This is a genomic window from Acidithiobacillus sulfurivorans (assembly GCF_018853815.1).
Lineage (GTDB): Bacteria > Pseudomonadota > Gammaproteobacteria > Acidithiobacillales > Acidithiobacillaceae > Acidithiobacillus > Acidithiobacillus sulfurivorans.
In genome coordinates this window covers 23,655-50,107 of sequence record NZ_JAAOMP010000088.1, presented here as the reverse complement: position 1 = coordinate 50,107, position 26,453 = coordinate 23,655, and the positions used below count along the sequence as shown (strand labels likewise).

Genomic DNA, 26,453 nt, shown 5'->3' with positions numbered 1-26,453 from the left:
CTGTCTCCTGTTCATCCATGGAGACAGCATAACCAAAGCAAAAATCATTTTTGAACGGGAAAAGGCACTATTTTCGCGTTTTTTCTGTTGGTAACCGGTTGTTCTGTGTCTGGGGCAGGTCTCAGAATTTCAAAGCGGGTGGGTATTCCGCGTGCCTGGTCGAGGTCTGCCACCAAATCTTCTGCGCGTAGGTGCGCGTAACGAGCGAGCATCTGTGGGGATTTATGTCCAGTGATTTGCCGCACTTTGCTATCCGATAAGCCAATCTCGACAAAGCGACTGGTCGCCTCATGGCGTAGGTCATGGAAATGCAGGCCTACTATACTCGCGCGACCCAGGGCAGATTTCCAAACCTTGTGTATCCGGTAGGGGCGACGCACCCCGTCGCGACCAGGATTACCTGGGAAAATAAGGGGAGAATCCCCACGCGGATAGTGGGCAATCGCTTCCTGAAAAATTTCTGCAGCTCGCATCGTTAATGGAACACCTCGCGTGTCCTTGTTTTTAGTGTCCCGGAGAATCATTATCCGTCGCTCCAGGTGCACATCGCGCATCTCAAGGGAGAGAATCTCTTCCACGCGAGCAGCCGTTTCTAGTGCCAATTCAGTGACCCATGCAAGCATAGGATTACTGTGTTTACGCACACTTTCCAGCAATCGTGGGCTTTCCTCTCTCTGGAGACGTCGGTCACGTACATTGCCTTTGGGTTTGCTGACCTGTAAAACAGGATTGGATGGTAGACCAACTTCCCATTCACGGATTGCCACGGTGAACAGGTGGGAGAGTAAAGCGAGTTCGAGACGCACCGTATTACCTGCACGCCCCTCAGCCAGCCGGGCATCACGATATTGTCCAATAATTTTTTGGTTAAGTGCGGACAGTGCGTATTTGCCAAGCCGTTCCCGTAGCACCTTGGCACTTGTGTGGTCACGCCGTTGGGAATCACCCGCCTTCTTGGTGGGGGTTATTTCCCGCAGGTAGCGGTCAAGCGCCTGATCCAGAATGAACTTTTTGGAGTCGCTCCGTTGAATATACACGCCACGAACCATTGCATCTTCGGTCTGCCTCGCCCAATCCTCGGCATCACGTTTGGTCCGGAACGTTTTCGCGGCCGTTGGCCAACCCTGCTTGCGAATCACAGCCTTCCAAGTTCCCGCCGGGTTTTTAACTATCGTGGCCATAAAGCAAATCTCCTCAATCCAAATTTGGTACTGTACTGAATCTGTACCTGAGGAGTAGAGGATTGTCAACGACTAATTTATAACTGCTTGTTTTATTTGGTGGGCCCGCACGGACTCGAACCGTGGACCAAGGGATTATGAGTCCCCTGCTCTAACCAACTGAGCTACAGGCCCTGAAGAGAGGGCGCGAAATTGTTTCCGCGCCCGCATTTTTACCACATTTACCCTTCAGGAAGGAATGGTGACTTCTCCGTCCACAAAACTCTTTAAACGCTCAGAGCGGGAAGGATGGCGCAGCTTCCGCAGCGCCTTGGCTTCAATCTGACGAATACGCTCACGGGTCACATCAAACTGTTTACCCACTTCTTCAAGGGTGTGATCCGTGTTCATGCCGATTCCAAAGCGCATACGCAACACCTTGGCCTCTCGGGCAGTCAGACCATTGTCCAGAAGTTCTTCGACAACTTCGCGAATAGCCGCATTGACTGCTGATTCGGCTGGCGCGGTGACATTACGATCTTCAATAAAGTCACCCAGATGAGAGTCTTCATCGTCACCAATGGGGGTTTCCATGGAAATCGGTTCCTTGGCAATTTTCAGCACTTTGCGAATCTTGTCTTCGGGCATTTCCATGCGCTCTGCCAGCTCTTCCGGAGTTGGCTCACGACCCATTTCCTGCAGCATTTGCCGACTGATCCGGTTCAGCTTGTTGATGGTTTCAATCATGTGCACCGGAATACGAATGGTGCGCGCCTGATCGGCAATACTGCGGGTAATGGCCTGTCGAATCCACCAGGTAGCATAAGTAGAAAACTTGTAGCCACGCCGGTATTCAAACTTGTCCACCGCCTTCATCAAGCCGATATTGCCTTCCTGAATCAAATCGAGAAATTGCAGACCACGATTGGTGTACTTCTTGGCAATGGAAATGACCAGACGCAGGTTCGCTTCGACCATTTCCTTTTTGGCCCGCCGGGCTTTTGCCTCACCAATAGACATCAAGCGGCTGGCTTCCTTGATTTCCGCGACCGGTAAACCCGCCCGTTTTTCAATGTCTGCCAAACGCTTCATGATGGCGAGAATATCATCCCGATATTCCACTAACCGTGCGCTATAGGTAAAGCCACCGTTAATCTGTTGATCTATCCAGTTCAAATCACTTTCATGACCCGGGTAGCTGCGCACAAATTCTTTCCGGGGAAAACGCGCCCGCTCAATACAAATCTCCATGAGCTCACGCTCACAATGGCGCACGCCGTCAGTTAAACCCCGCAAGGCATCGGCCATCACATCAATCTGGCGACCATTCAACTTGATTTCCAGAAAGCGTTCTGCTAGTTCGCGTCTTTTTTCCTGATAGCTTTCATCATGCATTTCCCCTTCGGCATGACTGGTAAGCAGATTCAGATAGGCTTCGCGAATGACGGCAAAGCGCTCCAGGGCTTCTTCCAGCTGCGGCCCCTTATCCGCTTCAATAGTGCCTTCTTCGCTTTCTTCATCCGCATCATCCGTGTCTTCAGGCTCTTCGCCTTCCAGCAAAACAGGCTCTTCCTCTTCACTGACGGCTTCTGCATCTAGGGCGTTGGGATCAATAAACGCATCGACCACTTCATCCAGGCGCGTTTCTCCGCGCTCGACCCGATCAGCAGCATCCAGCAACAACGAGATAGTAGTCGGGCAGGTGGAAACCGCACGCAAAACCTGCATCAGACCATCTTCAATGCGGCGGGCTATTTCAATTTCGCCTTCCCGGGTTAAAAGCTCAACCGTGCCCATCTCACGCATGTACATACGCACCGGATCACTGGTACGGCCAATATCCGCTTCGACTACAGCAAGGGCTTCCTCGGCAGCTTCTTCAGCCTCCTGAGCAGCCACGCCAACATTACCTTCACCATCCAGAAGCGTATCGCCATCCGGTGCTTCTTCAAACACTTCGATGCCCATGTCATTAATCATGGAAATGACATTTTCCATCTGCTCAGGATCAAAAACCTCTTCGGGCAGATGATCATTAATCTCCCCGTAGGTCAGGTATCCCTGCTCTTTTCCGCGCGCAATCAGGCGCTTCAGCTCAGACCGCTGAGACTCATTGTCCACTACACTCTCACCGTCTCTCATAACCATCCTGCACTCGCGGAAAGCCGCACATTATATAAGAAAAACCACCTGGATGAAAAGCTAAATTCATTGACAGCATTCATCCATCCCTTTTGTCTGGACACTTCAGGATTCGGGACGCTTGTGGCGACCACGTCGCGTTGACAACACGATTTCGGTCCGCTCCTGCTCTGTCAGCGCGCCCAATCCCGAACGATCCGCCGTATGGCCCATATAATCCAACCTGGCGGCGCTCAGGCGCCGATTTATCCTGTACACACATTCAGGTATTTCATTGCGCAACAATGCGCCATCCTCGCCACCTTCAGCATCAGACATGACCAAGGCATAACAAAACTCTGCCAAGTCAGTACCAGCCAATCTCGCCAAAAGTTCGTGAGAACTTAAATGGGTCATGTTTGCCAAAATATCAAGGGTAGCATCCAGTTTTTTTGCAATGGGGTCAGATGCAAAAGGCAGCAGATTTTTTTCCATTTGCTGCCAGGCGGGGTCATCGGGATGATTCAGAAGCAGGCGCATCGCCTTCTTAAAGAGGGAGGGCCCTTCTTTGCCCCGCGACGGTTGCACTGACGCTGTAACTCGAGCATCCCGACGACGCGTTTTGGAAGGTATGGCAAAGGCCAGACCACATAACTCCTGGAGTTTATGAAGATAAACTTCCCGCAATGTGGTGTCATTTATCCGCTGTAAAAATTCCCGGGCTTCCCGCAGAAACTGGGCTTTTTCATCTTCTGCGGCAATATTATAGCGGCGCTGCAGTTCATCGAGAAAAAAATCGATAGCGGGGCGGGCCGTCGGGAATAAAGCCTCCAGTGCTGCTGCTCCCTGCTCGCGCACCAGCGAATCCGGGTCCTGGCCGTCCGGCAAAAACAGTACCCGCAGCAGACGCCCCTCGCGCAACAGCTCAGGCGCCATTTGCACCGCTCGCCAAGCCGCCTTGCGTCCGGCAGCATCCCCATCAAAGCACAGCAAAATCTCTGCGGCCGCACGAAACAACATCTGTAGCTGGCTTTCACCGAGTGCCGTACCACTGGCGGCAACGGCATAATCCAGTCCGGCCTGATGCAGGGTGATGACATCCAGATAGCCTTCCACCAGCACGGCACGATTCACTCGGCGCAAACCGTCCCGCGCCTGATGAAGACCGTAGAGCACCTGACCCTTGTGGTACAGCGGACCTTCGGGAGAGTTCAGATATTTGGGCTCCCGGCCATCGAGACTGCGCCCTCCCAGTCCGACCAGATGGCCGCGACCATCACGAATCGGGAAAATGACCCTTTCCCGAAAACGATCATAGACCGAATGATCCTCGCGGCTACTCACCAACCCTGCGCCAATCAGTGCGCGCCGGGTATTTTCATCCTTACCCAGTTGCTGACTGAGAAAATTCGCGGCAGGAGGGGCATAACCCAATTCAAAGCGCGTAATGATTTCCGGATGGAGACCTCGGCTCTGCCAGTACTGCTGGGCCGCCGGATTTTTTGCGAGTGCATCACGGTACAGGCTGACCGCCTTATCCAGAATCTGCCGAAAAGGGCGGAGATCTTCCTGAACAGACTGCCCAGCAGCTTCTTCAGGTAAGGCCACCCCGGCATCTTCCGCCAGCAAGGCTACCGCCTCAGGAAAGGAAAGACGATCATGGGCCATCAGAAACCCAATGGCGTTACCATGGGCATGACATCCAAAACAATAATAAATCTGTTTTTCCGGACTCACTGAAAATGAGGGACTTTTTTCCTGATGAAAAGGACAGCAGGCCCAAAAATCCTTGCCTTTCTTTTTCAGGGGAACACGACCTTCCACCAGACGGATCAAATCGGTCCGTTCGAGGAGAGCATCTATAAAGGCGGGAGAAAATTTGACCATGTTTCAGCGTAGCTCCAACTCACTGACACCGCCACCCCCCTGTTCAGGACGCGCCATACGCCACTGGATTATGCGCGGATCCTGATTGGCAAATTCCCTGACCATTTCAGCCAGGACGCCGTTGCCTTTACCATGCAGCACCTCAATTTGCTGGCGACCGGAAGCCATGGCTCCATCTACATGGCGACACAAAGCCTGCCAGGCATCTTCGCGCAGCTGACCACGCAGATCGAGACGCCACGGATGGTTTTCCGGTGAAGCATACTGAGTACTCCCCTTTTCCTTGGGTATTTCCAGTGCGGAATCCGCGCGGAACTGCTCCAGGGGAATCCACACCTGTTTGCCGCGCAACTGAATTTGCAGACGTTGCCGGGCAGCGTCCACACGGACAATCTGGGTGACCTGGCGCAGGGGCAGAAACAAGCCTTTGCTGCCGACTGCGGGCAAATCCACTGACACGGCTTCGGCCATCTGAAAAGGCGTACCCAACTGTTCCAGTGCCGCACTGGCCGCCTGGGTATCCCGTCCAGATTTGAGCGCGGCGATGGTTTTCCGCACTTCACTGCGGGCATTTTGCAGCAACTGTGTCCACTCATTTCGAGCCTGTTCAGCTGCTCTTTCCCGATCCTGACGTGCCGCATCCAATTCACGCTGCAAACGTTTCGCCGACTTGTCAGCTTCCATCCGTGCCTGCGCCGCTTCATCCATTGCCTGTTGTGCCGCGCGCAACAGGCCTTCCCGTTGTGCTTCCCAGCGTTCCCAGTCCTCACGATCATCCGCGTACAAGGCTTCGGCCCGCAGCACCAGCGTTTCAGGCATCCCGACACGTCGCGCAATAGTTAAACCCTGACTGGCACCACCTACTCCCCACTGCAAACGATAGGTCGGGGCAAGACGTTCTGTGTCAAAGCCCATACCTGCCAAAGCTACGGTAGCGCGGCTGAGCGCATAACGTTTCATGATTTCCTGATGACTGGTGAGTACCGTACAGGCTTGTGCCGACAGAAGCGCCTCGGCCACGGCCTGGGCCAGGGCACCCCCTTCGCGGGGATCCGTACCATTTCCCAGTTCATCCAACAGTACCAGGCTGTGGTGATCAGCCTGCTCCAGCACCCTGCGCAAGCGACTCACCTGTGCCGAAAAAGTAGACAGGTCAGCCTGAATATCCTGAGCGTCACCGATAACAGCAAAGCCTTGCCGAAAATATCCCGGACGACCCTCAGCCGCTACCGGCATGCCTAAATAGGCCATCAGATGGTTTAATCCCAAAGCCTTGAGCAGTGCCGTTTTACCGCCCGTATTGGGTCCGGTAATCACCAGTTGATGATTACTTTCGCCCAAAGCCAGAGAATTACCAACCACCTGACCCGGATGCTGCATACACAGCAGGGGATGACGTAAATTCTGCAGATCAAAAGCCGGACGATTATCCACCTGAACCAGCGTACCCTGATAATCCTTGCCCAGTTCCAGGGCGGCGCGAACTCCGTCCAGCCGTCCGATGTACTTTAAGGCGCGACGCATGGACGGCACTTGCTGGCTTACGGCCGCACTTAAAGCCCGTAGCACCTTTTCCTGCTCCAGACGCTCGGCCTGGCGGTCCTGTACCAACTGGTTATTCAGGTCCACCGCCGTTAAGGGTTCTACAAAAAGGGTTTCACCACTCGCCGAACGATCATGCACAATAGCCTTGATGCGGCCTTTGTGACTGGTTTTCAGGGGCAATACATAGCGGTCATTACGCTGGACAATCAGCTGATCCTGCCAGTAATCCTGCCAATCGGGATTACGTAAAAATCCCTGCAAAAAGCGTTGTATTTCACCGCGCCCCTGGCGTAACTGGCGACGAATGGCGCTTAATTCAGCACTGGCAGCATCCAGAAGTTCCCCCTCATCATCCAGGGCCTGCTGCAGGTGCCGCAGCAGCGGCAGCGAAGGCTCCAGATCTGTTGCCCATTCCGTCAGAGTGTCATCAGCTTCCCGTAAGGCCGAGGCATAGTGCTTCTGGCCATGCAAAACCTGGGTTATCTGCTGCAACTCGCGTCCGCTCAGGATAGCGCCAGGGCGCTCAAGCAGGTCCAGCAGGGAACGAACATCCGGGAGAATTTGAATGGGCAGCGAAAAGCCAGCGGCAGATCGTTCCGCCAGCGAAAGCGCCATATTCTGGCGCTGCTGAATTTCAGCAAGGCTTACCCATGGATTGAGGTTTTCTACATAATGCTGCCCATATACATGGGCACATTTGGCCAGCCAGGCGGCACGAATATCTTCCAGATCGAGCGCTCTGGAAAAGCTGTCCTGCCAGGGAGCTGCCCCTGCCACAGCGTCTTTCATCCGTTATTCAGACGCGCCTTTACTTTTTCCGCAACCAGCGCCATATCAGCCCGACCCAGCAATTGCGGTTTCAGGCTATTCAACACCTTACCCATATCTTTGGGACCGCTGGCAGCGGTGTTTGAAACCGCTTCTGCAATCAGGGCATCAATGGCTTCCATACTCAGGGGCTCGGGGAGATAAGCTGAAAGGATGACAATTTCTGCTTCTTCCTTATCGGCAAGATCCGGGCGATTTCCCGCTCTGAACTGACTGGCAGAATCTTTTCTTTGCTTGATCAGTTTTTCGACGATACTCAGAACCTCGGTATCATCCAACTCGCGGCGATCGTCCACCTCACGTTGCTTGATCGCTGCCTGGAGCATGCGAATAGTGGTAAGACGATCAGACTCACGAGCGCGCATCGCCGCCTTCATGTCCTCCTGAAGACGTTCGCGTAAAGACATACCTTAGTACATCCGAACCAAACGCATGGACTGACGGCGCATCCGCTTCAAAGCCCGCTTGCGGGCAGCAGCTGCCTTGCGTTTGCGCTCTTCTGTGGGCTTTTCATAAAACTCGCGACGACGTACTTCCGTCAGGACTCCGGCCTTTTCACAGGAGCGTTTGAAGCGCCGCAGCGCCACTTCGAAAGGTTCATTTTCTTTAACACGAACAGTTGGCATAGAAGGTTTCTGACCTCATCAAAAATAAAAGCTTAGCGAGAAAGGGGCAGAGTATAGGCAGATCAACGGCGCGAGTCAAAAAGAAACCACTCTCAGCAGTCGTTGTAAAAAACACAAAACTATAGTTGCATCTACTTGACAGGATGATCAAAAAGAATGCTAATATATGAAATCATAAAAACTCTTTTAGATATAGAATATTAGATTACAATGTTACAGCGATTGTGCTCTTAGTGGTCAGGGGATAAGCATGCGAACGGAAGTGAGAGAATTGAACGAAGCATTGCCCGATGTCTCGCCGGCTATTGATCCGCCCCCTTTGGCTGATTTTATTGAGAGCGATCAGAGTAGCCCTTTTCTCACTCAGGATCAGGAACTGCAACTCATCCGCCGCCTGCGTCAGGGAGATGACTGCGCCAGAGCCACCCTGATTTCTGCGCACATGCCGCTGGTCAGAGCCGTTGCCCGGGCTTACCGGAACAAGGGGCTCAGCCAGGAAGATTTGCTTCAGGAAGGTTACATGGGTTTACTGCGTGCCGCAGATCGCTTCCGTGAAGGTCTTGGTACCCGTTTTTCCAGCTATGCAACCTGGTGGATTCGGGAAGCCATGCAACGTGCGCTCATCCGCTCCCGCTTCATCCGGCTGCCGGACTATCTGGCAAAATCGCTGCACGCCTACCTGCAGCGCGGTGAAGATGAAACCGAATCGACAGAAGACGTCCGGCGCGAGCAACGCCGGGAGGCCCTGGGGGTGCGTGAAAGTACCATGCGTGCTCTGGATTTTGCCGACATTCGCGTCTGCTCGCTGGATGAAGAATTTACCGATGGCCCCAGTCGCATTGAACAGGTGCCTGGCGATACAGCCAGCCCCGACATGGACTACGACCGTGACTCCATCTGCAAGGCACTCCGGGAGCATCTGGCGGAACTGAATGAAAAGCAACGGGAAGTGATGATCTTCCGCTACGGCATCCATGGAGATGCGCCCATGACGCTGGAAGCCGTGGCCGAACGTATGGGCGTCAGCCGCGAGGCAGTCCGCCAGTTGCAGGTCAGAGCTCTGACCCGACTGCGTCAATCACTTTCTGACAGTGGCTGGGGTGTCTGACGTTCCTGCAACATGGCCAACAGTCGCCGCAGAGCTTGGGCGCGATGACTCACCTGATTTTTTTCTGCCAGTGTCCATTCAGCCGCACTACGCGCACCACCCAGCGGCCAAAATAATGGATCGTAACCAAAACCACCTTCTCCCTGAAGCGTTTTACCAATAGTTCCCATCCAGAATCCCTGAGCCACAATGGGGGCAGGATCGTCGGCTGACTCCATAAAGACCATACAGGCAATATAATAGGCTGCACGCGATGGCCCGATTAAAGCACGCATCCGCTCAAGTAAGCGCTGATTATTCTCGGCGTCAGTCGCGCCGACACCGGCATAACGTGCCGAAAACAAGCCCGGTGCACCCTGCAGGGCTGGCACACAAAGACCTGAGTCTTCCGCAAGAGACGCCATCCCTGAGATGGCCGCAGCATGACGGGCCTTCAGCAAGGCATTTTCCACAAAAGTGCTGCCACTTTCCTCTGCACCTTTAATACCTTGCTCGTCCTGCCCATGGACTGTGTAGCCGTACTCACCCAGCAGTGTACGCAATTCCCGGATTTTGCCGGCATTACTACTGGCCAGCAGGATGGGCTTCAAGGCAAAGCCTCAGGAATTTCCTCACGTTGACGGGCAATCAGATCGCGAATGCCCTGCCGCGCCAGCGCCAGCATGGCGGCCATTTCCTGATCACTGAAAACAGCGCCTTCAGCAGTACCCTGCACTTCTACAAAAGCGCCGGCACCCGTCATGACCACATTCATGTCCACTTCGGCGTGACTATCTTCGGCATAGTCCAAATCCAGTACGGCCTGTCCCTGATACATCCCGACGGAGATGGCAGCTACCCAGTCGCGCAACGGATTACCCTGAACTTTTCCGTTTTGGCGCAGGGCCTGCAGAGCATCTGCTACCGCCAGACAGGCACCCGTGATGCTGGCCGTACGCGTGCCGCCATCCGCCTGCAAAACATCACAATCCACCCAGATAGTGCGCTCGCCCAAGGCCTGCAAGTCGACGGCTGCGCGTAAGCTACGCCCAATCAGCCGCTGAATTTCATGAGTCCGACCCGAGATTTTTCCCTTGGCCGATTCACGCTGCATCCGATCCTGAGTTGCTCTGGGCAACATACTGTACTCTGCCGTCACCCATCCCTTCCCCGCCCCACGCAAAAAAGGTGGGACCTTTTCTTCAATACTGGCGGTACACAACACCTTGGTATCCCCGCAGGCCATCAGTACGGAGCCTTCGGCGTGTTTGGTGAAATTGCGGGTAATTTCTATCGGGCGCAGGGCGTCTGCCATTCTTCCACTGGGTCGATTCATTTGCGGATACTCATCATGATGGAGGATGGGCGCATTGTAGACCTGTCCTTCTTTCACCATAACCCCCTATAATGCAGTCATACCCCCCCAAAAAACGAGGAGCGCCTCATGTCTGCCACCGCGCATGTCGAAATCACCCAATTTCTGAAGCAGCACCATCTGGCCCAGTCACTCACCATTGCTGAAATCCAGACTCTGGCAGAGTACGTAACCCATGCCCAGTTTCGCGCCGACCAGGTCATTGCTGAATGGGGCACGCTGGGTGAAGCCCTATTTTTCTGCGTCAAAGGAGAAATGGCCATCATTCACCATACCGCCGACGGCGATGAAATGGAGGTCGTGCGGGTCAAGGAAGGAGAAATGGCTGGAGAAATGTCATTTTTTGACCGGCAACCACGTAGCGCGCGCATTCTTGCCAAAAGCGAAGACACCCAGGTTCTGGTCCTGACTCGCGCCCGTTATCAGCGCCTGAAAGTAGAGAAACCTTATATCACGGTCAACATTCTGGAACAGGCCATCATCAGCCTGGACCACCTGTTTCGCAATCTTTCCCAGAATTATACGGATTTTTCTACTTACATTTACGGCAAGGGTAAGCACTAAGCTCCGCTACGCCGCTGCAGCAGGTGATGAATGCGCTGCAATCGTTCGAGGGGGTCCTGCAGCAGAAGCAGGTCCTGCTTTTCTTCTGGAGAAGCGGGTAAGGCCTGAGCGAGTACCATACCTGCAGTACTGGCATCGAGGTCCCTGGCCGCTTCTTCACCCAGCAACTCCTTCAAAATGGCACGCAGGGTATCGTCTTCCCGGCGCATGGGCACTACCGGCTCCTCCGCCCAGTAGTGCACCGTGGCCATGGCCAGAGCCCCCGCATAATGCCAGTTCTGAATACTGAAGCGTTGCTGCCCCTCCACCTGAATTTCCAGAACCCCTGGCTCACCACCCCAATCCACAATTCGCGCCAGTGTTCCTACCCGTTCCGGCTCCGCATGACCATCTCCCCGCGAGTGTGTCAAACAAATTCCAAAGCCATGATCATTGCGCAGGGAGCTGCTGATCATGTCCAGATAACGGGGTTCAAACACTCTCAATCCGATTAAGGCCTTGGGAAAAAGTACTGTTCGGAGTAAAAATAGGGGTATTGTATGCGTATCCGTCACTTTGCTGTTCCTCTCACGAGTATTCATGAATCCCAGCCTGAAACCATCCTCCACGTTCTCACTATATGTACATTTGCCTTGGTGTAAAGCCAAGTGTCCTTATTGTGACTTCAATTCACATGCGGCAGACCATATTCCTGCAGAGCGTTATGCCCGCGCCCTGATTGCTGATCTGGATCGGGAACTACCACGCATCTGGGGGCGACGTCTGCACAGTATTTTTATCGGCGGAGGCACTCCCAGCCTGTTTCCACCGGAAATCATCAACCAGCTGCTTTCCGACATCCGGGCCCGACTGCAACCCCTGTCTGCCATGGAGGTGACCCTGGAGGCTAATCCTGGCGCCATTGAAGCCGCAGCATTTGCCGATTTTCGTGCGGCCGGGGTTACCCGTCTGTCTCTGGGTATCCAGTCTTTCAATAATGTGCACCTGCAACGCCTGGGACGCATTCATGATGCAGATGCAGCCCATCGGGCCGTGGAAAAAGCCATTGCTGCGCAATTTGCCAGCTTTAATCTGGATCTCATGTTTGCCCTGCCCGGCCAGAGTACTGCTGAAGCTTTGGCAGACCTGGACGCGGCCTTACAATATCAGCCTCCCCATTTATCGCTTTACCAGCTTACTCTGGAAGTCGGCACGCCCTTTGCCAACCATCCTCCGGCTCAGCTCCCTGACGATGATACTGCGGCGGATATGGAAAATATTTTACGCAGTGAACTGGAAAATCACGGTTTGGGTCGCTACGAAATCTCCGCGCACGCCCGTCCCGGACAACAATGCCAGCACAACCGCAATTACTGGCTATATGGGGACTATCTGGGAATTGGCGCCGGAGCCCATGGCAAAATCACCCAGGCGGAAGGCATCTGGCGAAGCCGTAAACCCAGCCGACCCGAGAGTTACATGATCGACGCGCTCAGCGATATGGAAACTCTTGGAGATTACACCCCGGTTCCACCAGCAGAACGCCCCTTTGAATTCATGCTGAATGCCCTGCGGCTGACCGAAGGTTTTTCAAGCCGTCTGTTTACCGAATGCACCGGCCTGGACAGTCTGCTGATTGAACCACAGATTCGCCGTGCCCGCCGCGAGGGTTTACTGTATGCCGATACCGAAATAATCCGGCCCACCGCCCAGGGAATGAATTTTTACAATGAATTGTGTGCCCGCTTCATTCCCTGAATGGGCAATACTATTCCCGACCCATCGCCTCAGCTTCATGACCGGTAATGGAACCGTCCTTGAACAAATATTCACGCAACTCTTTATCCAGACGCGGCATTTTACGGCGCAACCACTCCAGAACCATGGCCGCGTGCTCAATTTCTTCATCCCGATTGTGTTCCAGCACTTTTTTGAGCTGGAGATCACTGCAGGCATCCGCGCGCTGCTGGTACCAGTCTACCGCCTCAAATTCTTCCATCAGCGAGGATATCGCCCGATGAATATCCAGCGTATCACTGGACAGAGACTCCAAAGGCTCGTGCATTGTTTCATGTGCCATCTTGAGATCCTTTAACGATGAAATATCTGTTCAAGCATAGCCCAAAGCGTTCACTAAACCCAAGTGACACCAGACCGGGAGAAATACGCCATGAATTGGCAAGACTCCTGTCCAAAGCAGGGCTGTGTTCGCGGAGCATAGCCGCCGATTGGATTCGTGCCGGCAAGGTGACCGTCAACGGGCAGATTATTTACGAGCCGGAAGCCCGTTTTTCGCTACAGGACCAGATTTCAGTGGCGGGACAACGCCTGCAAGAACAAGCTCGTAAGGTGCTGATGCTGCATAAACCCCGAGGCGTTGTCAGTACCCGCGCCGATGAAAGAGGACGGCCCACAGTTTATGATTTACTGCCCTCCGACCATTGGCTGGCACCCATAGGACGTCTGGATCAGGCCAGCTCCGGGTTATTGCTGTTCAGTAACGATCCGGAATGGGCCCAGGGCCTGCTGAATCCTGATCAGCACGTCAGCAAAACCTACCACGTGCAAATCCGCCCTCCCCTTCCTGCCGAAGTACTTCAGCACATTGCCCGGCATTCCAGTCTGGACGGCAAACCATGCCTGCCCATGCAAATTCGTGAGCTGCGCTGCGGGGGAAAAACCCAATGGCTGGAAATGGTCCTGCAGGAAGGGCGCAACCGGCAGATTCGTCGCCTGCTGCAAGACGCCGATGCGGAAGTGCTACGCCTGATTCGAGTAGCCGTAGGAGATCTGCTTTTGGGCAGCCTGACCAGTGGGCAGTGGCGCTGGCTGAGCCCGGATGAAGAAAGACTTCTGGAACTCTGAGCAGAGTATATTAGATATTTATTATATTGACACACCCATAATTTCCATGTATGTTAGATGTTCCTTATTTACTGATGGAGAACGATCATGGAAATGGAACAGGAATTTGAAATGATTGCCCTGGTTTACCAACTGGAAGAAGCCGGTTACTGCTTTGCCGACGTTTCTGATGAAGAACTGCACCAGGCATTCATGAATAATCAGGACCTGCGGGATCTGGCGGTTCCCCGTGCTGCCTGATCATTTATATCCTCCACAACCGGCCCTTTATGGCCGGTTTTTTTTCGCCTTACCCGCTGCCAATCCCTCTTGCGAGCAAGCATATTCCTCTCTATACTGACCGAACGGTCGGTATCTGACAGATTATTATTCCCCATCAAGGAGCCCAACTGGTGGCGCAAGAGCAGTCTACATCCCGTCTGATCATCACCGTGGCGGTCATGCTGGCAGTAGTGATGCAGGTTCTGGATCTCACCATTGTCAATGTTGCCCTGACCTATATGCGCGGCTCCCTACAGGCTAATAGTGATCAGATCACCTGGGTGCTCACCGCTTATATGGTGGCCAACGTCATAGTGCTCCCCCTCACCGGCCTTCTGGTGGAACGTTACGGACAACGCAACATCATGCTTTGGAGTGTGGTGGGATTCGTGATTTCTTCGGCACTATGCGGACAATCACACAGCCTTACCGAGATTGTCCTCTGGCGCTTTCTTCAGGGCATTTTCGGGGCGTCCCTGGCACCCGTCGGACAAACCATCATGCTCGGAGCCTATCCGGCCAATAAACGCGGTCAGGCCATGGCGATTCTCGGTATGGGTATCATGCTGGGGCCGATTCTGGGACCGACTCTGGGTGGTTATCTGACGGATACTCTCAGTTGGCGCTGGGTATTTTACGTCAATATTCCCTTTGGGATTCTCGCCTTTTTGCTGATGCAAAGTGTGCCGGACGGCGGCAAAAGTGCAAACCCCAGGCCCGTAGACTGGACCGGATTTGCGCTGATGGCCCTGGGCTTGGGGTCTCTGCAAGGCATTCTCAGCCTCGGCGATCAGGATGACTGGTTCAGTTCACAAACCATCATCATCCTGACCTTGATTACCATCCTTGGGCTGCTCTTTTTTGTGTGGCGTTCCCTGAGCGTCAAACATCCGGTTGTCGATTTGCGCCTCCTCAAAGACCGCAATCTGGCTATTGGCAGCATGGGAATCGGCATATTTGGCCTCGCTCTATTTGGCACCATGGTCATTTTACCCATCATGCTGGAGACTTTGATGCACTATGAGGCCTTTACGGCCGGACTGGCTATGGCGCCTCAAGGAATCGGCGCAATGCTGGCGATGATGCTGGCTGGACGCCTGCTCGGCAAGGGCATCAATCCCCGCGATATTGTGTTGGTCGGTATTGTAATCGGTGCCTTTGGAACCTACCTCACCACACTTTACAACCTCAATATCAATATGGAGTGGGTGATCTGGCCCAGCTTTATTCGCGGCATTGGTTTCGGTCTGGTGACCATTCCCCTGTTTACCCTGGCTTTTACAACCCTCAAGAAATCACAGCAAGCAGAGGGATCGGGAATTTTCAATTTGATGAGAACCCTCGGTGGCAGTGTCGGCATCGCCATCGTGTCTACCGTCATGAGCCAGGAAACTCAAGTGGGTTGGAACCAGATGAGCAAGTTTATCAACCCCTTCAATCCGGCGTTTCACCAATATCTGGCAGCGGCTGGAATGACCCAGAATCCTACTACCTGGCAGGTTCTGGGTAATGTTGTTGTGTATAATCAGGCCAACATGCGCGGCACCCTCGACGCATTTGTGCTGGTATTTTACGGTTTTCTGGTGATGATTCCGTTGATTTTATTTCTCAAGAAGCCAGCTCCGGAAAAGGGAGAAAACACTCCGCCACCGGTACAGGAATAATCCTGAAACGGCGGTGGGCCGGGAAGCTTTGCAGCGACTTTGGCCCGAGCCGTTGTTGTTCTTGGTGAAATCCTGCGCCCGTCAGGAGAGCTGTCTGAGCCCAAAGGGCGGGTTCTCTCCTGACAGCAGGATGAACCTTAGAACAACAGGCAAGGGACGTGGGAGCAAAAAGCTTCCCGGCCCACGGCCTCCTTTACGATTAACCGTAAAGCTAAGTATCAAAAAGCACTAAAAAACCCGCAGCTTCAAGCTGCGGGTTTTTTATGGCCAACGCTCTGATCAGTACAGCAACCTTAATAAGAGTTGGCTACCGGCAAACTGCGTGCACCGTCATAATGCGCTGCCCAATAAGGATCATTCAGGCTGCCAACCTGGACACCAGTGCGGGGTGTCTGGGCGCTGACAAAACGCTGGTGACCGATGTATATACCTACGTGAGAATAGGCCCGATGCATGGTATCAAAAAACACCAGATCGCCGGGTTTGAGATTTTCCCGGGACACCTTGTGCAACTCCGCAGCCTGGGCATAAGAAGTGCGCGGCACCTGGATGTCAAATTTGGCCAGTATGTATTTCACGAAGCCACTGCAATCAAAACCTGAAGCCGGACTCATCCCGCCCCAGCGATAGGGGGCACCAATAAACTTCAAGGCCGAAACCACCATGGCCCGGGGCGAAAGCCAGGAATCACCCGAGGACGAAGGAACATTGCTTCCGGTATTATTTTGATCTGCCTGTTGTTGGGCCATATCGTCTGCCAATTCAGCAGCAGCTTGAGGCCCGCTGGCGGCATCCCCGCTGGACTCTAAAGTTTGCAGCGGATGACGGGCCCAGTGGTAGGCCTGACTGGCGAACATTTCCAGGGCAATGCGCAAATGCGACTGTTCCGGCGCGGAAGTGGCGACCACTGCATCCACCGGGGCTGCCGCTGGCTTGGCCGGAGAATCTGTAGTCATCGTGCTGGCTGCAATACCGGTTTTCACCAGCACCAGGGATTGATCAACAAAGTCGGGGCTGGTGACAGAACTGGCAGGGACATCCGGAAACGAATGAACAGGATATTGGTAATTTGTTACTGGCTGAGGTGCTGCACCTACTCCCGCAAATTCCACTGGGGAAAGATGCATCAATTGCAGGGCAGTTGGCGTCAAAGCCGTATAATCCGCTGGTTTAGCTGGCAAAACCTCATGCCGATGAGAAACTTTTCGGACCGATTTGACGGCATGATAATGTCTCGAATAGGGATGCCTGGGAGAGGTCTCCCGATGATATCGATGCGCATCCACTCGATGAGCCGCCGTCTTAACGTGATGTGGCGCGGCCTGAGCCACAGCAACACCTCCTGTACACAAACATACCGCCAAAGCAATCTGCCAGCGATGCTTCTTCTTCATTCTTATCTCCAGAATCACCTGGGAATCGCCGCTGCGTAATCTGCCCAAGGGCTGATTATGCAGAGACATTGCCATTTCTCATAAAGTTGAAAGAGAAACTTCGAGGCTACCCCCTGAACCCAACAAAAAAGCCGAACATTGGTTCGGCTCGATTAGTATTACCCGGAATATGGAGCACGCGGGCCGACACCGAATCAAAACTACCGGCACCTTGGGGCGTCAAGCCCCAAATAACCAGACAGTCTTCTCCCGAATCAATTCGAATATTAGCCATTAGTAAAATCGATGCTCCATAGTCCGTACTTGGGAATATAGGTGGAATTGCCGGGACAGGCAAGGTCTGAAAAGCAATTTTTTTGCCTGGTTTCCGAAAAATACTTAAAACTGGCCTGAGTATTGCTTTAATACAAGGAGATAGCAAAAACCAAGGAGCGCATGCATGTTCTCTTCTGTTTTGATGAGCAAAAAAAGTTGGCTTTATTCTATGGGCTTAGCGTTTTCCATGGCCCTCATGACAAGTAGCTTCAGCCCAGCTAGCCAAGCCTCGACGCTGGGCCAGATGGCAGCCAGTTTTGCCCCAAAGCGCACAACAGCCAGCTCTGCACAGATCTGGCAACGACTCAATCATGCCCGCTGGTTCGTCCAAGGTTCGGGACCACACATCATTTATCTGATATTTGATCCGAACTGCCCCTATTGCCACCTTCTCATCCAGGAACTGCAATCCCTGATCAAACCGGATCAACTCAGCATACGCTATGTTCCCGTGGGCTTTCTGGAACCTTCCAGTACCGGCAAGGCAGCCGCGATTCTGGAAGCGAAAAATCCACTGAAGGCCCTATGGGAAAATGAAAAAGGGTTTACGGAAAAAGGTCATGATGGTGCCATCCAGGAAATTTTGCCCAGTACGGCAACTGAAAAAGCCCTGAAAAACAATCTGAGCATACTCGAAGCCACCGGCCAAAAAACCGTCCCTACCATGCTTTACATGGATAGCCACAATCAGGCACAAATTGTCTGGCAGGTTCTGGATGCTAAAAATCTCGCCCAGACTTTAAAGGGACTTCACTAGCCGAATCTGGAGCCGATGCTGGGCCGGGAAGCTTTTTGCTCCAACGTCCCTTGCCTGTTGTTCTAAGGCTCATCCTGCTGTCAGGAGAGAACTCGCCCTTTGGGCTCAGACAGATCTCCTGACGGGCGCAGGATTTCACCAAGAACAACAACGGCGCGGGCCAAAGTCGCTGCAAAGCTTCCCGGCCCAGCATCGGCTCCAGATTCCCGCAATAAAATAATCCGAAAATATTGACATTGCCAACAGTCTCTATAATATTAAGAATAATTATCGTTAATATTCTAATAATGGAGCGTATCTGCAATGTCTCGCCTGTCTTTTTCCGTGGCGACTGCACTTTGTGCGGCGTCTTTTCTGGGCTGTCCAGCAATCAGTTGCGCTGATGCTGCTGACGGCAACCCGGAATCCTCCATACCCAACACCCCCGGACTCTCTGCCAAGTACTTACCTGCTTATACCCATATCGGCAACGGGCTATCCTGGGCGGGGCATCTGGACAGCGAGATTTTTTCCAATTTTTCGGGAGGAATCCAGCAGGCCAGTGAAGGCAATATTGTCGGGCAAATCGGGGCAGAATATGACACCGACAAAGCCGGTCTCTGGAAAGGTGGCCAATTCACCCTCTCCCTGATGGGCATCTACAGTAGTGGCATTCAGCAAAACTATAGTGGCGATATTCAGACTGCCAGCAATATCTGGGCGCCCAATGCTGTCCGTTTTTACGATGCCGCCTATCGGCAACGCTGGAATGACTGGCTCAACACCCGGGTCGGTTATATGGACGTCAACTATTATTTTGATGTTGCCGCCAACGCCCTGCAATTGATCAACAGCTCTTTTGGCATGTCGCCTACCATCACGGTCAATGTCCCTGGTACTGCCACCTATCCCTATTCAGGGCTCGGCCTGCTGGTCAGTACACACACGCAAAATGTGAGTAACAAATTAGCGATTTTTCAGGGTGATCCACAGCACCAGACCTCTGCTTTTGAACGAGGCTACATGGCCCTGTGGGAAGGCGCAGTGCACTGGGGTCACAAAGCCGACGAAGACATGGAGGACAATACTGATGAATATGGCCAATATGAATTAAAAATCGGTGCCTGGCGCTATCAGCAGGCCAATCCCGAACTTTATGGCCTATCTCCCAGTACCGCCGGTGCCTATGGCATCGTCGAAGGAAACTGGACGCTGCCGGGTGAACGCCAGCTCGGCGCATTCCTGCAGGCCGGGGCAGCGCCGCAAAACTTCAATCCAGTCCCCTGGTACCTGGGCGTGGGCTTGCGACTCGGGCATCCCTTTGCAGGCCGCCCGGACGACAGTATTTCCATTGGTATGGCGAGAGCGTGGCTACGCCCTGAAGCAGTCGCTGCGGGGCTTGATGTGGAACCATCCAGCATTCATCGCGCTGAAACTACCTATGAACTGACTTATCTGGCAAAAGTGACAGAGCACATCAATATTCAGCCGGATTTGCAATACATCCAGCATCCTTCCGGTTATTACCCGGATGCTCTGGTCGGTATTTTGCGTCTGCACCTCGAATTTTTTTGAATGTTGAATCAGGAAATCTATTCATCCATGAACACGCCCAATCTCGCTTCTGAAAACCCTTCACGCAGTCTGGATCAGTTACCCAGCGCTGCCTCCGCGCGCATTATCCGTATTGCTGGTGATCGGGCGATGCAGCAACGTCTGCAGATGCTGGGTATTCGCCCGGGAGTAGCACTACAAATTGTCCACGGCCCCAATAAACGTGGCGTAGTCATTCAAATCAACGGGGCGCGCTTTGCCATCGGCAGCAGCATGGTCCAGAAAATATGGGTTACGGAGCTATCAGCATGAGCACCTGTCATGAAAATCAAGGAAAAGCGGCCCCAGTCCTGTCCGAACAAACCATTGTTCTTGCGGGCAATCCCAACTGCGGCAAGACCACGGTGTTCAACCTGCTCACCGGCGCCCACCAGCAGGTCGGTAACTGGCCGGGAGTCACGGTAGAAAAACGCAGCGGCAGCCTGCAGCTTGCCAAAAAGAAAGTTTCGGTTATCGATCTTCCCGGCGTTTACAGCCTGATGGGTGGTGGCGGAGAGGACCAACGAGTCGCTCGGGATTATCTGCTGGATACCCCGGTAGACCTGATTGTCAACATTGTTGATGCCTCCAATCTGGAACGTCATCTTGCCTTGACAGCCGAATTGCTGGAAACCGGCCACCCCATGCTGCTCATCATGAACATGACGGACGAGGCAGAAGCCAGAGGCTGGAAGTTACGTTGTACTGAACTGGAAAATGCTTTGGGGATTCCCGTAGTGCCCATGGTGGCGCGAAAAAACAAAGGACGAGACTATTTGCTCCAGAGGATGATTGAGGCCTTGCAAAAAAAACCGCAGGGTCATCCAATCCTTTATCCGGCCCCCGTAGAAGAAGCACTGCAAACACTGGGGACAACGCTAAGCGGACAAAATTCTGCCAGGACAAGGATGGACGCTCTGCGTCTTCTGGATGGCTCTGCGCAACCATCTTCAGATCCGAACGCGAAAATGCTGAAAGACTTGCGCCGGCATATTGAGTTGATCAGTGATGAGGATCCCGCTGACCTGGTCATGGATCGGCGTTTTTCCTGGGCTCACGACATGGCGGATATAGCCCTACAAGCGCACGGGAAAGCCGGTCTGCGCGACCAAATCAATCACCACCTGGATCGCATTGTTCTCAATGAATGGCTGGGGGTACCGATATTTTTGCTGGTTCTTTATCTGGTGTTTGTCGTGAGTTTCAGTGGCGGCAACATTTTCCTGGATTTTTTTGATCAGGCTTCTGCGGCCCTGCTCATCCATGGAACAGGTCATCTCCTGTTGCTGGCGGGTTTACCGGACTGGCTGATTTCGGTGATTGCCGGCGGGGTTGGCGGCGGCCTCAATCTGGTGATTTCCTTCATTCCGCCCATTGGTCTTACTTTTCTGTTTCTGGCATTTCTGGATGACTCCGGCTATATGGCGCGTGCCGCCTATGCCATGGATCGCCTGATGCGGCGCATGGGCTTACCCGGCAATGCGCTGGTACCCATGGTCATTGGTTTTGGCTGCAATGTTCCGGCCATTATGGGTGCGCGTATTATTGAAGATCCGCGTGGACGCATTTTGACCGTGTTAATGCAACCCTTCATGTCCTGCTCGGCGCGTCTCACCATCTACATGGCTTTTGCGGTCGTATTTTTCCGCAGCAATGGTGGTCAGGTCGTATTTGCCTTATATGTTCTGGGCATACTGGTCGCGCTGCTCACGGCCTGGTTGCTGGGGAAAACGGCCCTGCGCGGTGAAGCCATGCCTTTTGTCATGGAACTGCCGCCCTACCGCCTGCCCAGTTTCCGCAGCGTCGTTCTGCAAAGCTGGCAACGCCTGAAAGTCTTTATATTCAGGGTCGGCAAGGTCATCGCCGTCATCGGTCTGGTTCTCTTCATCTTGCCCGGCATTGGCTGGACCAGTCAGGGCTTGCGCAGCACGGACATTGATCACTCTCTGCTGGCCCAGGGCAGTCAGGCATTGGTTCCGATATTCGCACCCATGGGCGTCCGGAGTGACAACTGGCCTGCCGTATCCGGCCTCATTGCTGGGGCAGCAGCCAAGGAAATCGTCATCGGCACCCTCAATGGTATTTATCAGCGCCAAAATGCGGCAGATTTGATGGCGGATTACCGACACCCCGACATTATCGGCCAACTGCGGGATGCGCTACTGACCATTCCGGCCAATGCCCTGACTTTCATGCGCACGCTGGACGACCCTCTGGGCTTGAGTGCCATGACTTCCACCACCGCAACGGAGCAGGCCTCCGGTGCAGAAAGCGCTACCCTACAGGCCATTGCTGCGGGCTTTACGCCGCTCTCAGCTTTTGCTTACCTGGTATTTGTATTGCTCTATGTACCCTGCGCCAGCACCATGGGAGCCCTGCGCCGGGAAGTCGGTTGGGGATGGATGGGGTTTTCCCTGCTTTACGGCACAGGTCTCGCCTGGGGTACCAGTACGCTTATTTTTCAGGCAGGAACTTTCGCCGCCCACCCTGCTGCATCCCTGGCCTGGATAGCCGGGATTATGACGAGCTTCGGACTGCTGATCATTGCCCTGCGCATTTATGGGCGACGCCAGGACACGAATTCCGCAGCCAGCGTTAAAAATCAGGCTGCGGCATGACGACACTTTTTGCCGTGCGCGACAGCCTGCGTGACCATGCCCTGCTTACCAGCAGCCAGATTGCCGCAATTCTGAACCTGCCCAAAACTACAGTAGAAGATATGCTGCGTTACTGGCAAAGCCGGGGGCGGGTCGAGACCGTTTCTCTCTCTTCAGCCAAAAACTGTGGGAGTTCGTGCAAGTCTGGAAGTTGCAGCAGTTGCGCCAGCCCACCGCAAAATGAGGCCCTGCAGGCCTGGCGTTGGCGGGATCAGTCCGAAGTCCCTGCGGGTAGCGTCATGACTTTTCACCCGCCACAGCACCCCTGAGCTCAGCTAAACCCCGTAAACTGCTCCGATCATCAGGCCCTCTTGCCCCTCCCGGTGGCTCCTCTATACTCCAATTTGGGGAATTGGCCAGCAGTTTGCGGACAGGGGTGCATCATGCAGGTAAAAGTAGCTGCCATTCAGATGGCAGTCGGGGACAACGAAGCGGAAAACATCGACAAGGCACTGCAGCAGGTGCATTGTGCAGCAGATGCCGGGGCGAACATTATCCTCCTCCAGGAGTTATTCAGCACACCCTACTTTTGCAAGGATCAGAACCCGGATTTTTTGGCACGGGCCCAGCCGCGCGCCTCCCATCCTGCATTACTCGCCCTGCAAAAGCTGGCGAAAGACCGGCATCTGGTCCTGCCCGTGAGTTTTTTTGAGCGTGCCAACAATGCCTTTTTTAATAGCCTGGTGGTGTTTGATGCCGACGGAAAAGATCTGGGGCTGTATCGCAAAGCCCATATCCCCGATGGTCCCGGCTATCAGGAAAAATTTTACTTCAGTCCCGGCGACACCGGCTTCAAAGTTTTCGCCACCCATTATGGCCGAATTGGCGTAGCCATCTGCTGGGATCAATGGTTTCCCGAAGCCGCTCGGGTGATGGCGCTGCAAGGGGCGGAAATCCTGTTTTATCCCACCGCCATCGGTTCCGAACCCCGTGCCCCGGAAATCAACAGCCGTGGGCACTGGACCCGGGTGATGCAGGGACATGCAGCTGCCAATCTGGTCCCGGTAGTAGCGGCAAATCGGGTCGGCCACGAAATCGGTGCGGAAAGCAGCATCACCTTTTATGGCGGCTCTTTTATCAGTGATCCAACTGGAGCTCTGCTCGCCCAGGCTGACCAGGAAGAATGCATCCTCTATGCTGACCTGGATTTATCCAAACTGGCGGCACAACGGGCCGAGTGGGGATTATTCCGGGATCGCCGCCCGGAATGGTACGCGCCCATCCTCAGCCTGGATGGAAGCCATTCCGATGGATGAGATTTTACCTCCGGAACCCCCGGTCATCGCCCTCAGCGCTTATGAGCGGAACGGCGAACCTTTTTCCCTTGCTCCCCAGTACGCCGCAGCCGTATGCCAGGCGGGTGGTCTGCCGGTTTTGTTTCCTCCCCAATGCCCGGAAGCCCGGATTATTTTGTCGCGCTGCGACGCCCTGGTGCTGACGGGTGGTGGCGATATTTCTCCGGAGTTTTATCGCGCCACCTGTGATGAAAGTGTGTACATGGTGCATCCAGATCGCGATGCAGCAGAAATTGCCCTGGCCCGGGAAGCCATCGCCCGCCGCATTCCGGTATTGGGTATTTGTCGCGGCCTGCAAATCATCAATGTCGCGTTGGGGGGTGACCTCCTGCAGGATTTACCCAAAAACATTGGTACCCGCATTTGTCATCGCAACAATGACGGGGATCCCATCATGCATGAAGTCATTGTCCTGCCGGACACCCTTTTGGGCAGTATTGTTCGTCGGGAAACCCTCGAAATATCTTCCTGGCATCATCAGGCCATTGCCAACATGGCCCCGTCCCTGCGTATCAACGCCATCGCCGAAGATGGCGTGATTGAGGCGGTGGACATGCCCGACAACCCGGATATTTTCGCCGTACAGTGGCACCCCGAACATACTGCTGCTGGTGATCCCCATCAGCAGGCGCTTTTCAACTGGCTGGTGAAACGTGCCGAACGCCGCATTGTGCGGACCATCGAACGACAGGAAAACAAGGCCTGAGCCCACTAAGCCGAAGCCTACACGGATTCAGGGTGCCGGATTACCGGCGGGCTGCAGACGCTGCTGTAACCAGGCAAAACCTGCTGGCAACAGGGAAATCACAATAATGGCGATCAAAACCAGGTTCAGATGGGTTTTCACCCAGGGGAAGCTCCCCAGAAAATAACCAGCTCCCAGCAGTCCACCCACCCAGAGAAATGCTCCAGTCAGATTAAAGACCACAAAACGCCGATAAGGCATGGCCGCAATACCGGCGACAAAAGGCGCAAAAGTGCGGATGATAGGCAGCAGCCTGGCGATGACTACCGTTTTCCCGCCATGCCGGGCATAAAAACGCTGAGTGGTTTCCAGGTGGCGGATGTTCAGCAGCTTGCCGCCAAACAGATGCACACCCCAGCGCTTGCCCACCCAGTAATTGACCGCATCTCCCAGTACCGCCGCTGTCACCAGCAAAAACAGTAGCCAGGGTGCGCTCATGGCACCAATTCCAGCCAGGGTGCCACACACAAAAAGCATGGAATCCCCGGGAAGAATGGGCATGATGACCAGCCCGGTTTCTGCAAACAAAATCAGGAAAAGCAGGGCATACACCCAAGCCCCGTACTCCTGCAAAAACAAAAGCAGGTAATGGTCAAAGTGCAGAAGCATCTGCAGCAAGACATGAAAATCCGGCATCAGTCGTCTTCCGGAACTCCGCAATAGCGTTGGTAGTGACGCTCAAACATGACTTCCAGCTCGATGATCACCGTTTCCGCCTCTATCCCGCCCATGACATGCCTGGACATCAGGCTGGACGTATCATTGAGCATCTCCTTGGCATCCAGCATGCTGTAACTCTCACGCAGCCGCTTGATGGCCCCTACCACGCTTTCACCTTCCCGGGCGGGCAATAGGTTGGGCTTTTCAATCACTTTTTCCTGCGGCGCTTCAGGTTTCTGGCGACTGCGCAGAAACTCGGCAAAAGCCACTACCTGTTCCTGCCCCGCAGCATCCAGTTTGCGCATCACTTTCAGGAACTGACGCTCACGACTGTTCATACGTCACTACCCGTATCTACCTTCAGGGAAAATACCGGGGGTTTGCGCTTTTCAGTCATCAGCGCCAGCTCGCGAACCAGGGCGACAATGACGCGGTCAGTGGTTTTCTGCATTTCCGGCCAAAGCTGACGACATTGTTCCAGTAACTCACCGACATTTTCAGGGATTTCGCGATCTTCTTCCATGAGAATGTCTTCAATCAGACCCGGTTTCATTTCCGGTCGAAACAGCAGGCCCACCGCACCCTCTTCAGGGCGAAAGGCAATCCAACGGCCTTCATCATCCACCACCAGAGGCTGGATGCCTTCCGGCAAAATGGCGGTTCCCGGCGCCCAGACCATCACCTTGGCACCGTCCACGGCCTGAGCCAGAGGATCGTTCTTACCCGCTTCCGTGGCATGCGCCGTCGTAAAATAGGCGTTGTGATAAGGTTCGAGTTGTAATTCTGCGCCCTCATATTTAGCCAGCAGCAGTGCCCCCAGCCCGAAACCCACTACCGGTCTGCGGTTTTTACGGAACATGGCAATAGTTTTGATTTCCTGTCCCAGCCATTCGTATTTTTCTGTTTCCAGCGGAGACATCGGCCCACCCAACAAAAACAGGGCATCAAAAGTCAGGGCATTCCCCGGTAATTCACCACTCAAAAAAACCCGAAAATAACTGAAACCGATGTCGCGCTTTTCCAGTTGGCTTTCCACGATTCCCAGAAATTCGGAATAACTGTGCTGCACGACTGCAAAATGCTTCATTCATACTCC

Annotated in this window: 27 protein-coding genes and 1 tRNA gene; 13 read left to right on the top strand and 15 right to left on the bottom strand. The window is 53.9% G+C overall.

What is annotated here, in order from left to right; genetic code table 11:
• Positions 1-44: 44 nt before the first annotated feature.
• The 7 genes from HAP95_RS08060 to rpsU form a co-directional block, all read right to left on the bottom strand.
• Entirely contained in the window at positions 45-1,181 is a 1,137-nt protein-coding gene (locus HAP95_RS08060) for a site-specific integrase (RefSeq protein WP_215883753.1), read from the bottom strand.
• 97 nt (positions 1,182-1,278) lie between these two features.
• Positions 1,279-1,355 (bottom strand) — tRNA-Ile (locus tag HAP95_RS08055).
• 54 nt (positions 1,356-1,409) lie between these two features.
• Entirely contained in the window at positions 1,410-3,302 is a 1,893-nt protein-coding gene (gene rpoD / locus HAP95_RS08050; RefSeq protein WP_215883752.1) for an RNA polymerase sigma factor RpoD, read from the bottom strand.
• A gap of 105 nt (positions 3,303-3,407) precedes the next feature.
• A complete protein-coding gene (dnaG, locus tag HAP95_RS08045; protein ID WP_215883751.1) occupies positions 3,408-5,168 on the bottom strand; it encodes a DNA primase in 1,761 nt (586 codons plus the stop codon).
• 3 nt (positions 5,169-5,171) lie between these two features.
• The gene (locus HAP95_RS08040) at positions 5,172-7,502 is read right to left on the bottom strand and encodes an endonuclease MutS2 (RefSeq protein ID WP_215883750.1); all 2,331 of its coding nucleotides are present in this window, start codon (positions 7,500-7,502) and stop codon (positions 5,172-5,174) included.
• A complete protein-coding gene (locus tag HAP95_RS08035) occupies positions 7,499-7,948 on the bottom strand; it encodes a GatB/YqeY domain-containing protein (protein ID WP_215883749.1) in 450 nt (149 codons plus the stop codon). The genes HAP95_RS08040 and HAP95_RS08035 overlap by 4 nt, the downstream gene beginning before the upstream one ends.
• Before the next feature lie 3 nt (positions 7,949-7,951).
• Positions 7,952-8,167 carry a 30S ribosomal protein S21 gene (gene rpsU, locus HAP95_RS08030; protein WP_010636820.1) on the bottom strand — a complete coding sequence of 72 codons (216 nt, stop codon included), beginning with the start codon at positions 8,165-8,167 and terminating at the stop codon, positions 7,952-7,954.
• Positions 8,168-8,417: 250 nt separating this feature from the next.
• On the opposite strand from rpsU, the gene HAP95_RS08025 reads away from it, so the two are divergent.
• A complete protein-coding gene (locus tag HAP95_RS08025) occupies positions 8,418-9,275 on the top strand; it encodes a sigma-70 family RNA polymerase sigma factor (protein ID WP_215883748.1) in 858 nt (285 codons plus the stop codon).
• On the opposite strand, the gene rdgB is transcribed toward HAP95_RS08025, so the two are convergent.
• Both rdgB and rph read right to left on the bottom strand, forming a co-directional pair.
• Positions 9,242-9,865 carry an RdgB/HAM1 family non-canonical purine NTP pyrophosphatase gene (gene rdgB, locus HAP95_RS08020; RefSeq protein ID WP_215883747.1) on the bottom strand — a complete coding sequence of 208 codons (624 nt, stop codon included), beginning with the start codon at positions 9,863-9,865 and terminating at the stop codon, positions 9,242-9,244. The genes HAP95_RS08025 and rdgB overlap by 34 nt on opposite strands.
• Entirely contained in the window at positions 9,862-10,650 is a 789-nt protein-coding gene (gene rph / locus HAP95_RS08015) for a ribonuclease PH (RefSeq protein WP_438263654.1), read from the bottom strand. Before rph ends, rdgB begins: the two co-directional genes overlap by 4 nt.
• Positions 10,651-10,698: 48 nt before the next feature.
• Between rph and HAP95_RS08010 the strand changes: the two genes are divergently transcribed.
• Positions 10,699-11,193 carry a Crp/Fnr family transcriptional regulator gene (locus tag HAP95_RS08010; RefSeq protein ID WP_024894218.1) on the top strand — a complete coding sequence of 165 codons (495 nt, stop codon included), beginning with the start codon at positions 10,699-10,701 and terminating at the stop codon, positions 11,191-11,193.
• Here HAP95_RS08010 and HAP95_RS08005 read toward each other — a convergent pair.
• Positions 11,190-11,747 carry an LON peptidase substrate-binding domain-containing protein gene (locus tag HAP95_RS08005; protein ID WP_215883746.1) on the bottom strand — a complete coding sequence of 186 codons (558 nt, stop codon included), beginning with the start codon at positions 11,745-11,747 and terminating at the stop codon, positions 11,190-11,192. The two genes, HAP95_RS08010 and HAP95_RS08005, sit on opposite strands and share 4 nt — an antisense overlap.
• A 25-nt stretch (positions 11,748-11,772) precedes the next feature.
• Between HAP95_RS08005 and hemW the strand changes: the two genes are divergently transcribed.
• A complete protein-coding gene (hemW, locus tag HAP95_RS08000; RefSeq protein ID WP_215883745.1) occupies positions 11,773-12,930 on the top strand; it encodes a radical SAM family heme chaperone HemW in 1,158 nt (385 codons plus the stop codon).
• Between the two features lie 10 nt (positions 12,931-12,940).
• Here the strand turns inward: hemW and HAP95_RS07995 are convergent, their stop codons facing one another.
• On the bottom strand, positions 12,941-13,252 hold the full coding sequence (locus HAP95_RS07995) for an encapsulin-associated ferritin-like protein (protein WP_215883744.1): 312 nt from the start codon (positions 13,250-13,252) through the stop codon (positions 12,941-12,943).
• A 95-nt stretch (positions 13,253-13,347) separates the two neighbouring features.
• On the opposite strand from HAP95_RS07995, the gene HAP95_RS07990 reads away from it, so the two are divergent.
• The 3 genes from HAP95_RS07990 (at position 13,348) to HAP95_RS07980 (ending at position 15,962) form a co-directional block, all read left to right on the top strand.
• Complete coding sequence (locus HAP95_RS07990; RefSeq protein ID WP_226832647.1) at positions 13,348-14,037, top strand: pseudouridine synthase; 690 nt, start codon at positions 13,348-13,350, stop codon at positions 14,035-14,037.
• An 87-nt stretch (positions 14,038-14,124) separates the two neighbouring features.
• A complete protein-coding gene (locus tag HAP95_RS07985; RefSeq protein ID WP_215883742.1) occupies positions 14,125-14,277 on the top strand; it encodes a hypothetical protein in 153 nt (50 codons plus the stop codon).
• Positions 14,278-14,429: 152 nt separating this feature from the next.
• On the top strand, positions 14,430-15,962 hold the full coding sequence (locus HAP95_RS07980; RefSeq protein ID WP_215883741.1) for a DHA2 family efflux MFS transporter permease subunit: 1,533 nt from the start codon (positions 14,430-14,432) through the stop codon (positions 15,960-15,962).
• 293 nt (positions 15,963-16,255) lie between these two features.
• Here HAP95_RS07980 and HAP95_RS07975 read toward each other — a convergent pair whose 3' ends face one another.
• The gene (locus tag HAP95_RS07975) at positions 16,256-17,356 is read right to left on the bottom strand and encodes a C40 family peptidase (protein ID WP_215883740.1); all 1,101 of its coding nucleotides are present in this window, start codon (positions 17,354-17,356) and stop codon (positions 16,256-16,258) included.
• 439 nt (positions 17,357-17,795) lie between these two features.
• On the opposite strand from HAP95_RS07975, the gene HAP95_RS07970 reads away from it, so the two are divergent.
• From HAP95_RS07970 to HAP95_RS07940, 7 genes are all read left to right on the top strand, one after another.
• Entirely contained in the window at positions 17,796-18,428 is a 633-nt protein-coding gene (locus tag HAP95_RS07970; protein WP_215883739.1) for a thioredoxin fold domain-containing protein, read from the top strand.
• A gap of 303 nt (positions 18,429-18,731) precedes the next feature.
• On the top strand, positions 18,732-19,982 hold the full coding sequence (locus HAP95_RS07965; protein ID WP_215883738.1) for a carbohydrate porin: 1,251 nt from the start codon (positions 18,732-18,734) through the stop codon (positions 19,980-19,982).
• A gap of 27 nt (positions 19,983-20,009) precedes the next feature.
• Positions 20,010-20,273: a FeoA family protein gene (locus HAP95_RS07960; RefSeq protein WP_215883737.1), complete on the top strand. Its 264-nt coding sequence runs from the start codon at positions 20,010-20,012 to the stop codon at positions 20,271-20,273.
• Positions 20,270-22,618: a Fe(2+) transporter permease subunit FeoB gene (feoB, locus tag HAP95_RS07955; RefSeq protein WP_215883736.1), complete on the top strand. Its 2,349-nt coding sequence runs from the start codon at positions 20,270-20,272 to the stop codon at positions 22,616-22,618. Before HAP95_RS07960 ends, feoB begins: the two co-directional genes overlap by 4 nt.
• Positions 22,615-22,926 carry a FeoC-like transcriptional regulator gene (locus HAP95_RS07950; protein ID WP_215883735.1) on the top strand — a complete coding sequence of 104 codons (312 nt, stop codon included), beginning with the start codon at positions 22,615-22,617 and terminating at the stop codon, positions 22,924-22,926. The genes feoB and HAP95_RS07950 overlap by 4 nt, the downstream gene beginning before the upstream one ends.
• A 114-nt stretch (positions 22,927-23,040) precedes the next feature.
• Positions 23,041-23,913 (top strand): N-carbamoylputrescine amidase, encoded by an 873-nt coding sequence (aguB, locus tag HAP95_RS07945; protein ID WP_215883734.1) that lies wholly within the window; start codon positions 23,041-23,043, stop codon positions 23,911-23,913.
• The gene (locus HAP95_RS07940) at positions 23,906-24,658 is read left to right on the top strand and encodes a gamma-glutamyl-gamma-aminobutyrate hydrolase family protein (protein ID WP_215883733.1); all 753 of its coding nucleotides are present in this window, start codon (positions 23,906-23,908) and stop codon (positions 24,656-24,658) included. The genes aguB and HAP95_RS07940 overlap by 8 nt, the downstream gene beginning before the upstream one ends.
• A 27-nt stretch (positions 24,659-24,685) precedes the next feature.
• Here the strand turns inward: HAP95_RS07940 and HAP95_RS07935 are convergent, their stop codons facing one another.
• Genes HAP95_RS07935 through HAP95_RS07925 form a run of 3 tightly spaced genes read right to left on the bottom strand, consistent with a single transcriptional unit; the run spans position 24,686 to position 26,444 of the window.
• Complete coding sequence (locus HAP95_RS07935) at positions 24,686-25,333, bottom strand: VTT domain-containing protein (protein ID WP_215883732.1); 648 nt, start codon at positions 25,331-25,333, stop codon at positions 24,686-24,688.
• Positions 25,333-25,695: a hypothetical protein gene (locus HAP95_RS07930; RefSeq protein WP_215883731.1), complete on the bottom strand. Its 363-nt coding sequence runs from the start codon at positions 25,693-25,695 to the stop codon at positions 25,333-25,335. The genes HAP95_RS07935 and HAP95_RS07930 overlap by 1 nt, the downstream gene beginning before the upstream one ends.
• Positions 25,692-26,444: a type 1 glutamine amidotransferase gene (locus tag HAP95_RS07925; RefSeq protein WP_215883730.1), complete on the bottom strand. Its 753-nt coding sequence runs from the start codon at positions 26,442-26,444 to the stop codon at positions 25,692-25,694. The genes HAP95_RS07930 and HAP95_RS07925 overlap by 4 nt, the downstream gene beginning before the upstream one ends.
• Positions 26,445-26,453 lie beyond the last annotated feature (9 nt).

What these genes read in the sequence shown, in the direction of transcription:
- HAP95_RS08060 (WP_215883753.1), bottom strand. Translation starts at nt 1,181, where the DNA reads ATGGCCACGATAGTTAAAAACCCGGCGGGAACTTGGAAGGCTGTGATT.
- rpoD (WP_215883752.1), bottom strand. Translation starts at nt 3,302, where the DNA reads ATGAGAGACGGTGAGAGTGTAGTGGACAATGAGTCTCAGCGGTCTGAG.
- dnaG (WP_215883751.1), bottom strand. Translation starts at nt 5,168, where the DNA reads ATGGTCAAATTTTCTCCCGCCTTTATAGATGCTCTCCTCGAACGGACC.
- HAP95_RS08040 (WP_215883750.1), bottom strand. Translation starts at nt 7,502, where the DNA reads ATGAAAGACGCTGTGGCAGGGGCAGCTCCCTGGCAGGACAGCTTTTCC.
- HAP95_RS08035 (WP_215883749.1), bottom strand. Translation starts at nt 7,948, where the DNA reads ATGTCTTTACGCGAACGTCTTCAGGAGGACATGAAGGCGGCGATGCGC.
- rpsU (WP_010636820.1), bottom strand. Translation starts at nt 8,167, where the DNA reads ATGCCAACTGTTCGTGTTAAAGAAAATGAACCTTTCGAAGTGGCGCTG.
- HAP95_RS08025 (WP_215883748.1), top strand. Translation starts at nt 8,418, where the DNA reads ATGCGAACGGAAGTGAGAGAATTGAACGAAGCATTGCCCGATGTCTCG.
- rph (WP_438263654.1), bottom strand. Translation starts at nt 10,650, where the DNA reads ATGGTGAAAGAAGGACAGGTCTACAATGCGCCCATCCTCCATCATGAT.
- HAP95_RS08010 (WP_024894218.1), top strand. Translation starts at nt 10,699, where the DNA reads ATGTCTGCCACCGCGCATGTCGAAATCACCCAATTTCTGAAGCAGCAC.
- hemW (WP_215883745.1), top strand. Translation starts at nt 11,773, where the DNA reads ATGAATCCCAGCCTGAAACCATCCTCCACGTTCTCACTATATGTACAT.
- HAP95_RS07995 (WP_215883744.1), bottom strand. Translation starts at nt 13,252, where the DNA reads ATGGCACATGAAACAATGCACGAGCCTTTGGAGTCTCTGTCCAGTGAT.
- HAP95_RS07985 (WP_215883742.1), top strand. Translation starts at nt 14,125, where the DNA reads ATGGAAATGGAACAGGAATTTGAAATGATTGCCCTGGTTTACCAACTG.
- HAP95_RS07975 (WP_215883740.1), bottom strand. Translation starts at nt 17,356, where the DNA reads ATGAAGAAGAAGCATCGCTGGCAGATTGCTTTGGCGGTATGTTTGTGT.
- HAP95_RS07970 (WP_215883739.1), top strand. Translation starts at nt 17,796, where the DNA reads ATGTTCTCTTCTGTTTTGATGAGCAAAAAAAGTTGGCTTTATTCTATG.
- HAP95_RS07965 (WP_215883738.1), top strand. Translation starts at nt 18,732, where the DNA reads ATGTCTCGCCTGTCTTTTTCCGTGGCGACTGCACTTTGTGCGGCGTCT.
- HAP95_RS07960 (WP_215883737.1), top strand. Translation starts at nt 20,010, where the DNA reads ATGAACACGCCCAATCTCGCTTCTGAAAACCCTTCACGCAGTCTGGAT.
- feoB (WP_215883736.1), top strand. Translation starts at nt 20,270, where the DNA reads ATGAGCACCTGTCATGAAAATCAAGGAAAAGCGGCCCCAGTCCTGTCC.
- HAP95_RS07950 (WP_215883735.1), top strand. Translation starts at nt 22,615, where the DNA reads ATGACGACACTTTTTGCCGTGCGCGACAGCCTGCGTGACCATGCCCTG.
- aguB (WP_215883734.1), top strand. Translation starts at nt 23,041, where the DNA reads ATGCAGGTAAAAGTAGCTGCCATTCAGATGGCAGTCGGGGACAACGAA.
- HAP95_RS07940 (WP_215883733.1), top strand. Translation starts at nt 23,906, where the DNA reads ATGGATGAGATTTTACCTCCGGAACCCCCGGTCATCGCCCTCAGCGCT.
- HAP95_RS07935 (WP_215883732.1), bottom strand. Translation starts at nt 25,333, where the DNA reads ATGCCGGATTTTCATGTCTTGCTGCAGATGCTTCTGCACTTTGACCAT.
- HAP95_RS07930 (WP_215883731.1), bottom strand. Translation starts at nt 25,695, where the DNA reads ATGAACAGTCGTGAGCGTCAGTTCCTGAAAGTGATGCGCAAACTGGAT.
- HAP95_RS07925 (WP_215883730.1), bottom strand. Translation starts at nt 26,444, where the DNA reads ATGAAGCATTTTGCAGTCGTGCAGCACAGTTATTCCGAATTTCTGGGA.